The 12,123-nt window shown below is 61.0% G+C and carries 12 protein-coding genes; 10 read left to right on the forward strand and 2 right to left on the reverse strand.

Annotation, left to right across the window (positions count from 1 at the left end):
• Positions 1-51: 51 nt before the first annotated feature.
• The gene (locus GTP23_RS00090) at positions 52-1,305 is read right to left on the reverse strand and encodes a dicarboxylate/amino acid:cation symporter (RefSeq protein WP_161033352.1); all 1,254 of its coding nucleotides are present in this window, start codon (positions 1,303-1,305) and stop codon (positions 52-54) included.
• A gap of 216 nt (positions 1,306-1,521) precedes the next feature.
• Between GTP23_RS00090 and GTP23_RS00095 the strand changes: the two genes are divergently transcribed.
• The 7 genes from GTP23_RS00095 to GTP23_RS00120 all read left to right on the forward strand — a co-directional run bounded on the left by GTP23_RS00095 (position 1,522) and on the right by GTP23_RS00120 (position 7,224).
• Entirely contained in the window at positions 1,522-2,247 is a 726-nt protein-coding gene (locus tag GTP23_RS00095; RefSeq protein ID WP_161033353.1) for an amino acid ABC transporter ATP-binding protein, read from the forward strand.
• Positions 2,248-2,329: 82 nt separating this feature from the next.
• On the forward strand, positions 2,330-3,382 hold the full coding sequence (gene pyrC, locus GTP23_RS00100) for a dihydroorotase (protein WP_161033354.1): 1,053 nt from the start codon (positions 2,330-2,332) through the stop codon (positions 3,380-3,382).
• Between the two features lie 3 nt (positions 3,383-3,385).
• On the forward strand, positions 3,386-4,177 hold the full coding sequence (locus GTP23_RS00105) for a DUF3025 domain-containing protein (RefSeq protein WP_161033355.1): 792 nt from the start codon (positions 3,386-3,388) through the stop codon (positions 4,175-4,177).
• A gap of 45 nt (positions 4,178-4,222) precedes the next feature.
• A complete protein-coding gene (locus GTP23_RS00110; protein ID WP_229255870.1) occupies positions 4,223-5,239 on the forward strand; it encodes a Gfo/Idh/MocA family protein in 1,017 nt (338 codons plus the stop codon).
• A 68-nt stretch (positions 5,240-5,307) separates the two neighbouring features.
• Positions 5,308-6,525 carry an MFS transporter gene (locus tag GTP23_RS00115; protein ID WP_161033356.1) on the forward strand — a complete coding sequence of 406 codons (1,218 nt, stop codon included), beginning with the start codon at positions 5,308-5,310 and terminating at the stop codon, positions 6,523-6,525.
• Positions 6,522-6,644: a hypothetical protein gene (locus GTP23_RS22935; RefSeq protein WP_267874489.1), complete on the forward strand. Its 123-nt coding sequence runs from the start codon at positions 6,522-6,524 to the stop codon at positions 6,642-6,644. The genes GTP23_RS00115 and GTP23_RS22935 overlap by 4 nt, the downstream gene beginning before the upstream one ends.
• Before the next feature lie 121 nt (positions 6,645-6,765).
• Positions 6,766-7,224, forward strand: a complete 459-nt coding sequence (locus tag GTP23_RS00120) for a cache domain-containing protein (protein WP_161033357.1) — start codon at positions 6,766-6,768, stop codon at positions 7,222-7,224.
• A gap of 3 nt (positions 7,225-7,227) precedes the next feature.
• Here GTP23_RS00120 and recG read toward each other — a convergent pair whose 3' ends face one another.
• Positions 7,228-9,342: an ATP-dependent DNA helicase RecG gene (recG, locus tag GTP23_RS00125; RefSeq protein ID WP_161033358.1), complete on the reverse strand. Its 2,115-nt coding sequence runs from the start codon at positions 9,340-9,342 to the stop codon at positions 7,228-7,230.
• Positions 9,343-9,458: 116 nt separating this feature from the next.
• Between recG and queA the strand changes: the two genes are divergently transcribed.
• The 3 genes from queA to yajC all read left to right on the forward strand — a co-directional run bounded on the left by queA (position 9,459) and on the right by yajC (position 12,098).
• The gene (queA, locus tag GTP23_RS00130) at positions 9,459-10,493 is read left to right on the forward strand and encodes a tRNA preQ1(34) S-adenosylmethionine ribosyltransferase-isomerase QueA (RefSeq protein WP_161033359.1); all 1,035 of its coding nucleotides are present in this window, start codon (positions 9,459-9,461) and stop codon (positions 10,491-10,493) included.
• Between the two features lie 2 nt (positions 10,494-10,495).
• The gene (tgt, locus tag GTP23_RS00135) at positions 10,496-11,635 is read left to right on the forward strand and encodes a tRNA guanosine(34) transglycosylase Tgt (protein ID WP_155436606.1); all 1,140 of its coding nucleotides are present in this window, start codon (positions 10,496-10,498) and stop codon (positions 11,633-11,635) included.
• Positions 11,636-11,762: 127 nt separating this feature from the next.
• Positions 11,763-12,098, forward strand: coding sequence for a preprotein translocase subunit YajC (gene yajC, locus GTP23_RS00140; RefSeq protein ID WP_161033360.1), 336 nt, complete (start codon positions 11,763-11,765; stop codon positions 12,096-12,098).
• Positions 12,099-12,123: the final 25 nt, after the last annotated feature.

The raw sequence follows: 12,123 nt of genomic DNA on the forward strand, positions 1-12,123 counted from the left end.
AAAAAACAAAGGCCGCTAATGCGGCCTTTGTTTTGTGCGGAGGGCAGTGCCTTAGCGTGCGCGGACCATATCGGTTTCGCCCGGCGCTGCCAGCTCGCCTTCCCACTTGGCCACGACAGCGGTGGCTACGCCGTTACCGATTACGTTGGTGGCGGAACGGGCCATGTCGAGGAAGTGGTCGATACCGAGCAGCAGCAGCATGCCGGCTTCCGGAATGTTGAACTGGCCCAGCGTGGCAGCGATCACCACCAGCGAAGCGCGTGGCACACCGGCCATGCCTTTGGAGGTCAGCATCAGCACCATCATCATGGTCATCTGCTGGCCCAGCGACATTTCGATGCCGTAGGCCTGAGCAATGAACACGGTGGCGAAGGTGCAGTACATCATCGAGCCATCGAGGTTGAACGAGTAACCGATAGGCAGCACGAATGCGGCCAGACGGTTACGCACACCAAAGCGCTCCAGACCTTCCAGCGTTTTCGGATAGGCCGCTTCGCTCGAAGCGGTGGAGAAAGCCAGCAGGGCAGGGCTGCGCAGTTCGCGCAGCAGCGAGAAGATGCGGCCTTTCAGGAACAGGAAGCCGACGATAATCAGCAGCAGCCACAGCATGGCGATACCGAAGTAGAACTCGGCCATGAAGACGCCATAGGTGGACAGCACGCCCAGACCGTTTTTGGCAATCACGCCCGATACGGCGGCGAATACGGCGATCGGTGCGAACTGCATCACATAGCCGGTAACTTTCAGCATGACGTGGGCCACGCCGTCGAGCGCGTCGATCATGACCTTGGCCTTGTCGCCTACGGCTGCCGCGGCGGAACCGAAGAACAGCGAGAAGATCACGATCTGCAGGATTTCGTTCTTGGCCATGCCGTCAACGATGGACGATGGCACGAGGTGGGTGACGAATTCTTTCAGCGTCAGGCCCGAAGTCACCAGATCCACCTTGCCGGCCGTAGCGGCCATGTGGCCCAGCAGCGCGTCGCCCGGACGGAAGATATTGACCAGCACCAGACCCAGACTCAGCGACATCACCGAAGCGACGAAGAACCAGCCCAGCGTTTTCAGGCCGATGCGGCCCACTTCCGAGGCATCGCCCATTTTGGCAATGCCGCACACCAGCGTGGAGAATACCAGCGGGGCGATGATCATCTTAATCAGGCGCAGGAACAGGGTGGTGATCAGTGCCATGTAATCGGCAAACTCCACCGGTTTGGCCATGTTGACGTTGGCGAGGTAGCCGGCGAAGATGCCGAGCGCTAGGCCCACGAGGATGTAAGTGGTCAATCGGCTTTGTTTCTGCATGTTGTGTGTTCCCTGTGGTAGTGTCTCTCTGTGCCTGCGCAGAGGGCGGGGTGGCCGCCGCATAGAGGTTCTGGCGCGGGCTGCAGCTGGTATTTTATGGTCCGGCTGATGAAACTATTGGCAAGTTTGGCAGTATCCGTGTGGTCTCAGGTGCTGTCAAGCGCTTGCAGCGCCGCATCCACAGCCGCTGGTGCGGTTTTTTTAAGCAGCTCAAATATGATCGAAATTAATAACGTCAGCAAGTGGTATGGCCAGTTTCAGGTGCTTACGGACTGCTCGGCACGGGTAGCAAAGGGCGATGTGATGGTGATCTGCGGGCCGTCCGGCTCGGGCAAATCCACCCTGATCAAGACGGTGAACGGGCTGGAACCGGTGCAGCAGGGCGAAATCCGCGTGGATGGCGTCAAGGTCAATGACAAGGCTACCGATTTGTCGGCGCTACGGGCGCGGATAGGCATGGTGTTCCAGAATTTCGAGCTGTTTCCTCACCTGTCCGTGCGCGACAACCTGACGCTGGGGCAGATCAAGGTGCTGGGGCGTAGCCGCGAGGAGGCCGTGGCGCGCGGGCTGCATTATCTGGAGCGGGTAGGGCTGCTGGGCCAGCAGGACAAATTCCCCAGCCAGCTGTCGGGTGGCCAGCAGCAGCGGGTGGCGATCGCCCGGGCGCTGGCCATGGACCCTATCGCCATGCTGTTCGACGAACCCACCTCGGCGCTCGATCCGGAAATGATCAACGAAGTGCTGGATGTGATGGTGGGGCTGGCGCAGGACGGCATGACCATGATGGTGGTGACGCACGAAATGGGCTTCGCGCGGCGCGTGGCCAATCGGGTGCTGTTCATGGATCAGGGCCGGATCGTGGAAGACAGCAGCAAGGAAGCCTTTTTCGCCGCCCCGCGCTCCGAGCGTGCGCGCGAGTTTCTGGCCCGGATAGTGCACTGAGCAGGGTTACAGGCTGCCAGTTAGGGGACGGGTAGGGGTAAAATGGCGGAATTCGCCACTGTTAGCCTGAAAGCGCGTCAACATGTCCAACCTCGAAACTACCCAAGACAGCATCACCATCACCCGTCCAGACGACTGGCATTTGCATCTGCGCGACGGCGCAACGCTGGCCAGCGTGCTGCCGCACAGTGCGCGCCAGTTCGGCCGCGCGATTGTGATGCCAAATTTGAAACCTCCGGTCACTACCACGGCAGCTGCCGAGGCTTACCGTAGCCGGATTCTGGCTGCGCTGCCGGAAGGGATGTCGTTCGATCCGCTGATGACGCTGTACCTGACCAATAACACGGCACCGGACGAAATCCGCCGCGCGCAGGAGAGCGGCATCGTGCACGCCGTGAAGCTGTATCCGGCTGGCGCCACTACCAATTCGGATGCGGGCGTGACCGATCTGTCCAATTGCTACAAGACGCTGGAAGTGATGCAGGAAGTGGGCATGCCTTTCCTCGTGCACGGCGAAGTGACCGATCCCGAGATCGATCTGTTTGACCGCGAAGCGGTGTTCATCGAACGCGTGATGCGTCCGCTGCGCCGTGATTTCCCTGCGCTGAACATCGTATTCGAACACATCACCACCAAGCACGCCGCCCAGTACGTGGCCGAAGCGGAAGGCCCGATTGCGGCAACGATTACCGCACACCACCTGCTGTACAACCGTAACGATATCTTCAAGGGCGGCATTCGCCCACATTACTACTGCCTGCCTGTGCTGAAGCGCGAAGAGCACCGTCTGGCGCTGGTGACGGCGGCAACCAGCGGCGACGAGCGTTTCTTCCTCGGCACCGATTCGGCACCGCACGCGCAGGGCGCCAAGGAAGCTGCCTGCGGCTGCGCCGGTTGCTACACTGCGCTGCACGCAATGGAACTGTATGCGGAAGCCTTCGAGCGTGCCGGTGCGCTGGACAAGCTGGAAGCTTTCGCCAGCTTCAATGGCCCGGCCTTCTACGGTTTGCCGCGCAATACCGGCACCATCACGCTCAAGCGCGAACAGTGGACCCTGCCGCAAACCCTGCCGCTGGCCGACCAGCAGGTAGTGCCGCTCAACGCCGGCGAAACCATCAACTGGAAAATGGTTTAAAACGTGCAGTCGGCAATCGACTGGTCGCGTCCATGGTATGACTCGATCCGCACGGCGGCTGGCTTCCTGTCGGCCGACGTGCATTTCATGGAGACGCTGAACCAGCAGGCTGCAGCGCTGGGTCTGCGTAACCATCAGGGTCTGCCGACCCACTTCGTGCCGCAGGCAGCGCTGCCGGACGGCACCGCCTATGAAGCGTTTATCGGCGCCACTGGCGGCGTGCCCACGCGCGAGAATCTGCACGATTTCTTCAACGGTCTGGTGTGGCTGACCTTCCCGCGCATCAAGGTGCAACTGAATGCCTTGCAGGCAGCCCAGATTGCCCGTGATGGCGTGGGCAAATCGCGCGGTCCTGCACGCGATGGCGCCACCATCTTTGACGAGAATGCCGCTCTGTTAGTGGTACGCGATAACGCCGACGGCCATGCGCTGGTGGCGGCCTTGCGCGAGCATCAGTGGCAGACGGCTTTCGTCGATATGCGCGCGCATTTCGGCCCCGATGCGCAAGTCTGGCTGTTCGGCCATGCGCTGATGGAAAAGCTGGTGGCCCCGCGCAAAGCCATTACGGCGCATACCCGCGTGGTGTGGGCCGACGATGAATTCTTCACGCTGGACCACACCGGACGGCGCCACTGGATCGATGCCAGGGTGACGCAGGAACTGGCCGAACATGGCCTGAGCACGGCGGACTTCATGCCCATGCAGGCACTGGGTGTGCCGGGCTGGTGGCCGCAGCAGGATGCCGAGTTCTATGGCGATACCAGCGTGTTCCGCCCCAAACGCCAGCCTGAATAATTTTCATCGACGATAGCGCCGCTGCGGCGGCAGAAAGAGCACAGCATGATGCAAGCCGCCACCTCTACTCTGATCCGCTGGGGCATACTCGGCACCGGCAAGATTGCCAGGGCTTTTGCTGCCGCGCTGCAGATCACGCCGGACGCGAAACTGGTGGCGGTGGCTTCGCGCAGCATGGAGAGCGCTGCGCCGTTCGCGCAGGAGTTCGGCGCCGAGCGTGCTCACGGCAGCTATCAGGCGCTGGCCGATGATCCCGAAGTCGATGTGATCTACATCGCCACGCCGCATCCCATGCACCACGAGAATGCCTTGCTATGCCTGAACGGCGGCAAGGCCGTGCTGGTGGAAAAATCCTTCACCATGAACCGCCGTCAGGCCGAGGAAGTCATCGCACTGGCGCGCAGCAAAAAGCTGTTCGTGATGGAAGCCATGTGGACGCGCTTCATTCCCGCCATGGTCGAAGCCCGGCGCATTATCGAAAGCGGCGAAATCGGTGTGCCGGCCAATGTCAGTGCCGATTTCGGTTTCACTGCCAATTTCGGCCCCGAGCATCGCGTGTTCAATCCTGCTCTGGGAGGTGGCGCGCTGCTCGATCTGGGGATTTATCCGCTGTCGATGGCGGCCTTTTTCCTCGGTCCTGTCACGGCCGTGCAGGCGCAAGCGGAAATGACGGACAGCGGCGTGGATATGCAGACCGTGTTCACTCTTAAACACCAGCAGGGCGGCGTCTCGGCCTGTTCCTGCAGCCTGCGTTCGCGCAGCCCCACCGAGCTGACTATCTCCGGCACCAAGGGCTATCTGCGCCTGCATGACCGCTTCCACAACACCAGCACCCTGAGCGTGGTGCTGGTCGATGGCAACAGCCGTAGCGAGCGCACCGTGCAGCTGCCGATTACGGGCAATGGCTATACCCACGAAGCGCAGGAAGTGGGGCGCTGCCTGCGCGCCGGTCTGATCGAGAGTCCCGTCATGTCACATGACGAAACGCTGGCCATCATGGGCACGCTGGACGAGATCCGCCGCCAGATCGGGCTGGTCTACAGCGCCGATTCCGCAAACTAGGTAGAATCCTAAGTCCGGCCCCGGTTCTGCGCTGTGCAGGCCCGCCCGTCACCTATCGGAAAACTATCATGTCGCTAGATCACCGCGCCCCTTCTCTGAAAACCGTGTTACTGGCGACGGGCGTGGTGCTGACGCTGGCCATGGGCGTGCGCCATGGTCTGGGCTTCTGGATGCAGCCGATTTCACAGGCGAATGGCTGGACGCGCGAAACCTATTCGCTGGCGCTGGCCTTGCAGAATCTGATGTGGGGTGTGTTCGGCCCGTTCGCCGGTATGGCCGCAGACCGTTTCGGCACCATGCGCGTGGTGATCACGGGTGCTATCAGCTATATGGCAGGCTTGCTGTGGATGGCGCTGGTGCAGGATGCCACGCTGTTCGTGGCCGGCTCCGGTGTGCTGATCGGCTTCGGTCTGGCCTGCACGGCCTTCGGTGCTGTCAGCGGCATTATCGGCCGCGTTGCGCCTGTCGAAAAACGTTCGTGGGCCTTCGGCATCTCCGGTGCGGCCAGTTCGTTCGGCCAGTTCATGATGATGCCCGTCGAGCAGCAGCTGATTTCCGCCGCTGGCTGGCAGCATGCCTTCTTCCTGCTGGCCGGGCTGGTGGTGCTGGCCATGGTGCCTATGGCGTTCTTCCTGCGCGAGCCAGGCGTGGCGCAGCACCAGGGCCCGCAGCAGAGCGTGCGCGAAGCGCTCGGTGAAGCCTTCGGCAACCGCTCCTTCCTGTTCCTGATGACGGGCTATTTCGTCTGCGGTTTTCAGGTGGTGTTCATCGGTGCCCACCTGCCGGCCTATCTGAAGGACAAAGGCATCATGGACCCCAGTGTGGCCGTGATGGCGCTGGCGCTGATCGGGCTGACCAACATCATCGGTTCCTACTATGCAGGCAAGCTCGGTGGCCGCCTGCCCAAGCGCTACCTGCTGTCGTCCATCTATCTGACCCGCTCCGTGGTAATCAGCCTGTTCCTGCTGGCGCCACTGACGCCTTACTCGGTCTACATCTTCTCGGCCGCCATGGGGCTGATCTGGCTGTCCACCGTGCCGCTGACGAACGGCATCATCGCCGGCATCTTCGGCGTCAAGCACATGTCCATGCTGGCCGGCGTGGTGTTCTTCTCCCATCAGGTGGGCAGCTTCCTCGGCGTCTGGCTCGGTGGCTATCTGTTTGCTCGTCAGGGCAGCTACGACATCGTCTGGGGCATCGCGATTGCACTTGGAGTGATGGCCGGGCTGATCAACCTGCCTATCAATGAACGTACCCTGCAGCGCGAAGCGCTGAAGGCGGCATGATGCTGCGCCTATGGCTGCTGCGCGCCACCGGTGTGGCTGTGCTGGCGCTGGTGTTCATGGCCTATCTGCAGCCATCCTTCCTGCTCGATCTGGCCAACCGTTTCTATATGTGTTTCTAAAAAACACCACATTGGCAATTTCGCCACATTGTTGTGTGCGGGTGGCCGATAAGTGCTAGTCTGGTGTTCCCACAAACGTGACGTGTCTGCGGGTGTACGTCACAAAAACGGAGGAGACATCATGGCAAAGTTATTCAAGCTAATGGCATTGGTGTTGCTGGCGCTGGGTCTGCACGGCAGTGTCATGGCGGCGGAGCGGGGCACGGCCGATGAAGCGGTGGCGATGGTCCGCAAAGCTGCCGACTACCTGAAAGCGAATGGACGCGACAAAGCGTTTGCAGCGTTTAATGACCCCAAGGGGCAGTTCCGCGACCGTGATCTGTACATCATCGTGTACGACATGAAGGGTTTTAATCTGGCCCACGGTGCCAATCCCAAGCTGATAGGCAAAGACCTGATGCAGCTACGTGATGCCAATGGCACCCTGATCATCAAGGAGTTTGTCGAGGTGGCCAAGACCAAGGGCAGTGGCTGGATTAATTACCAGTGGCCTAATCCGGTCACCTCGGCGGTGGAAGCCAAGTCCACCTATATCGAGAAGCACGATGACCTGATGATAGGCTGCGGCATCTACAAGTAAGCCTTATACCTTCAGGAACTCTTCGCGCCCGCCTAGCCAGCGGGCCAGATGGGCTTCCACCGTGGCAGCTTTCTCGGGCGTGTTGGCGTGGAGCAGATCGTGCGCCACGTCGCGCGCCTGATCCACCAGCCAGCCATCTGTTTCCAGATCGGCAAAGCGCAGCATGGCCTGACCGGATTGGCGCGCACCGAGGAATTCGCCGGGGCCGCGGATTTCCAGATCGCGCCGCGCAATCTCGAAACCGTCGGTGGTTTCGCGCATCGTCATCAGGCGCTGTCTGGCCACGCCACCGAGCGGGCTCTGATACAGCAGCAGGCAGACACTGGCTGCCGAACCCCGTCCCACCCGTCCGCGCAACTGGTGCAGCTGCGACAGGCCGAAACGCTCGGCATGCTCGATCACCATCAGCGAAGCATTCGGCACGTCCACGCCGACCTCGATCACGGTGGTGGCCACCAGCACCTGCATCTGGTTGGCGCTGAAGGCATCCATTACCTGCTGCTTCTCCAGCGGTTTCATGCGGCCATGCACCAGCCCCACATTCAGATCGGGCAGGGCTTCGGCCAGCAGGGCGTGGGTATCGGTGGCAGTCTGCAGCTGCAGCGCTTCCGATTCTTCGATCAGCGGGCAGACCCAGTAGATCTGCCGGCCTTCGAGCGCGGCAGCATGCACCCGTTCTATCACTTCATCGCGGCGGTTCTGGTCGATCACGCGGGTGACGATGGGGCTGCGGCCCGGCGGCAGCTCGTCGATCACCGAGACTTCCAGATCGGCGTAATACGTCATGGCCAGCGTGCGCGGTATCGGCGTGGCCGACATCATCAGCTGGTGCGGTATGGCGCCTTCCTGCCCTTTGTTGCGCAGGGTAAGGCGCTGGCCCACGCCGAAGCGGTGCTGCTCGTCGACGATCACCAGCCCCAGATTGGCGAAGTTGACGGCATCCTGTATCAGCGCATGGGTGCCGATTACCAGCTGGGCTTCGCCCGATTCGATCAGGGCATACGCGGCCAGCTTATCCTTTTTCTTCAGGCTGCCCGTCAGCCATGCCACTTTCACGCCCAGCGGTTCCATCCACGCGGCGATCTTGCGGAAGTGCTGGTCGGCCAGTATCTCCGTGGGTGCCATCAGCGCGGCCTGAAAACCGCTATCGATGGCTTGTGCTGCGGCCAGTGCCGACACCACCGTCTTGCCGCTGCCCACATCGCCCTGCAGCAGGCGCTGCATAGGGTAGGGGTGGCGCAAGTCGTTGCGGATTTCGCCCAGCACGCGCTGCTGCGCGCGCGTCAGTTTGAATGGCAGTGAGGCTTCGAAGCGGGCCGATAGATCGCCCGTCACCGTCAGCGCTGCCGCACCCTTGGCACGGCGCGCACGCTGGGCGCGTTTGAGCGAGAGCTGCTGGGCCAGCAGCTCGTCAAACTTCATGCGCGTCCATGCGGGGTGGGAGCGGTCGGCCAGCGCGTGCTCGTCCACCTGCTGGGGCGGATAGTGCAGCAGCTTCACGGCCGGTTCGAAATCGCTGAGCTGCATGCGCTGGCGCAGCTGCGCGGGCAGGGTATCGGTCCAGTCTATGCGCTTCATGGCGTCGCCGATGGCGCGCCGTAATATCGGCTGGGACAGACCTTCGCCAGCCGGATACACGGGCGTGAGCGAAGTAGGCAGCGGCGCGCCTTCGTTGATGACCTTGTAGGCCGGGTGCACCATCTCGGCGCCGAAGAAGCCGTGTTTGAGTTCGCCACGGGCACGTACCCGCGTGCCTTCGGCCAGCTGCTTTACCTGACTGCCGTAGAAGTTCATGAAGCGCAGTTGCAGATCGCCCGTTTCGTCGGCGATATGCACGAGCAGCTGGCGGCGCGGCTTGAAGGCGATCTCGTTCTTGACCACCACGCCTTCCACCTGCGAAGTCTGGCCGCCGTGCAGGCAGGCTTCTTCTATGCTGATGACTTGCGTTTCATCCTCGTAGCGCATGGGCAGGTGCAGCACCAGATCCATGTCCGTATGCAGGCCCAGCTTGGCCAGTCTGGCCTGCGGGCTGACAGTTTTGCGCGCGCCTTTGGCGGTGGCGCTGGGACTAGCGCTGGGACTAGCGCTGGGACTAGATTTAGTGCTTGCAACAGGCATATTCGAGCAATTTTCGGGCGCTAGCGTAAAATAGAGGGTTGGCCGCCAGTATTGTAAGGCTAGCACCGGTTTTGGGCCTACCCGTATTTTCGTCAACAGTTTCCAGAAGTTCGTCTATGTACACGCTTTCCGATTTCGATTTTAACTTGCCGCAAGAGCGTATTGCGCAATTCCCCCTGCCAGATCGCAGTGCTTCGCGCCTGCTCCATCTCGATGGCGAACAGATCATCGACCGCCAGTTTGCCGATATCGTCGATCTGCTGCAGGCCGGTGATCTGCTGGTGATGAATGATACCCGTGTGCTGAAAGCGCGCTTCTACGGTGTCAAGGAAAGCGGCGGCAAGATCGAGGCGCTGGTCGAGCGGGTGCTGGACTCGCGCACGGTGCTGGCGCAGGTGAAAGCCTCGAAGTCGCCGGGTCCCGGCGTGAAAATCCGGCTAGCGGACGCGTTCACGGTGACGGTGGGCGAGCGCGCCGGCGAGTTCTTCACCCTGCATTTCGATGGCGATGTGTTCGAACTGATCGAGGCGCACGGCCGTCTGCCGCTGCCGCCTTACATCGAACACGCGGCCGACAGCTTTGACGAAAACCGCTACCAGACCGTGTTCAACAAGGTGCCCGGTGCCGTGGCCGCGCCGACGGCCGGCCTGCACTTCGACGAAAAGCTGCTGGCGACGCTGAAAGCCAAGGGCGTGAATTTTGCCTTCGTCACCCTGCACGTCGGTGCCGGCACCTTCCAGCCGGTACGCAATGAAGTGCTGTCGGAGCACAAGATGCATACCGAGTGGTACACCATGCCGCAGGAAACCGTGGACGCCGTGCGTGCTGCCCGTGCCGCAGGGCGTGATGTGGTGGCCGTGGGCACCACCAGCCTGCGTGCGCTGGAATCGGCTTCGCAAAGCGGCCAGCTGGAAGCGGGCAGCGCCGATACGGCCCTGTTCATCACGCCCGGCTACGAATTCAAGACCGTCACCCGCCTGATCACCAACTTCCACCTGCCGAAATCGACCCTGCTGATGCTGGTGTCGGCCTTCGCCGGTTTTGAACCGATACGCAAGGCTTACGCCCATGCGATCGCCAATGAATACCGCTTCTTCAGCTATGGCGATGCCATGCTGCTGACTACCCAAGCGCGTGCAAATAAAGGATAACCATGCTGGAATTTAAACTACTCAAGACCGATAGCAGCGGTCTGACCAAGGCCCGCCGCGGCACGCTGAAACTCAACCACGGTGAAGTACAGACGCCGATCTTCATGCCGGTCGGTACCTATGGCTCGGTGAAAGCCATGTCGCCGCTGGAACTGAAGGAAATCAATGCCCAGATCATTCTCGGCAATACCTTCCACCTGTGGCTGCGCCCCGGCAACGATGTGATGGCCAAATTCGGCGGCCTGCATGACTTCATGGGCTGGGATAAGCCTATCCTGACCGACTCGGGCGGTTTCCAGGTGTTCTCGCTGGGCGCCATGCGCAAGATTACGGAAGAGGGCGTGCACTTCAACTCGCCTATCAATGGCGACAAGCTGTTCCTCTCGCCGGAAATCTCCATGCAGATCCAGCGCGTGCTGAATTCCGACATCGTTATGCAGTTCGACGAATGCACGCCGTACAAGATCGGCGACCGTCCGGCCACGCTGGATGAAGCGGCCAAGTCCATGCGCATGTCGCTGCGCTGGGCCCAGCGCTCGCACGACGAATTCCACCGTGGCGAAAACCCGAATGCGCTGTTCGGTATCGTCCAGGGCGGCATGTTCGAAATGCTGCGCGACGAATCGCTGGAAGGTCTGGAAAAGATCGACTTCCCCGGTCTGGCCATAGGCGGCCTGTCGGTCGGTGAGCCGAAAGAAGACATGATGCGCATACTGGCCCATGTCGGCCCGAAACTGCCGCCTAACAAGCCGCACTACCTGATGGGCGTGGGTACGCCGGAAGATCTGGTGGCCGGTGTGTCGAACGGCGTCGACATGTTCGACTGCGTAATGCCGACCCGCAATGCCCGTAACGGCTGGATCTTCACCCGCTTCGGCGACATCAAAATCAAGAATGCGCGTTACAAGGATGACAAGGAACCGCTGGACGCCAGCTGCACCTGCTACGCCTGCCGTAACTTCTCGCGTGCCTATCTGCACCACCTGAACCGCACGCAGGAAATCCTCGGCGCGCGCCTGAACACCATCCACAACCTGCACTACTACCTCGACATCATGCGCCAGATGCGCGAAGCGCTGGACGAGGACCGTTTCCACGCATGGACGCTGCAATTCCATGCCGACCGCGCGCGTGGTGTTTAAACAACAACAAATTTAGGGATGAGTCTTGTAAAAAGATTTATCCCTCCCATATGGCCAGAAGTCCTAGCGCCTTCCGGCCAGTGCTAGAATACAGCGCTAATTTTTTTAACTATTATCGGAGTCACCTGTGTTCATTTCCAACGCATACGCCCAATCCGCTTCCCCGCTCGACGCACTCGGTCTGGGTGGCAACATCGGTAGCTTCCTGCCGCTGATCCTGATGTTCGTTGCGATGTATTTCCTGATGATTCGTCCTCAGCAAAAGCGCATGAAAGAACAGAAAGCCATGATGGACGCGCTGACCAAGGGCGACGAAGTCGTGACGGCCGGCGGCGTGCTGGGCAAAGTAGTCAAAGTGACCGATCTGTACGTGACCCTGGAAGTTTCGAGCGGCACCGAACTGGTGGTGCAGAAAAACTCCGTCACCATGCTGCTGCCTAAGGGCACGCTGAAAACGCTGTAATTGCTGCGGCCCGCTTAGACGCGGG

It is taken from the genome of Duganella fentianensis, from assembly GCF_009857835.1.
Taxonomy (GTDB): Bacteria; Pseudomonadota; Gammaproteobacteria; order Burkholderiales; family Burkholderiaceae_D; genus Rugamonas; species Rugamonas fentianensis.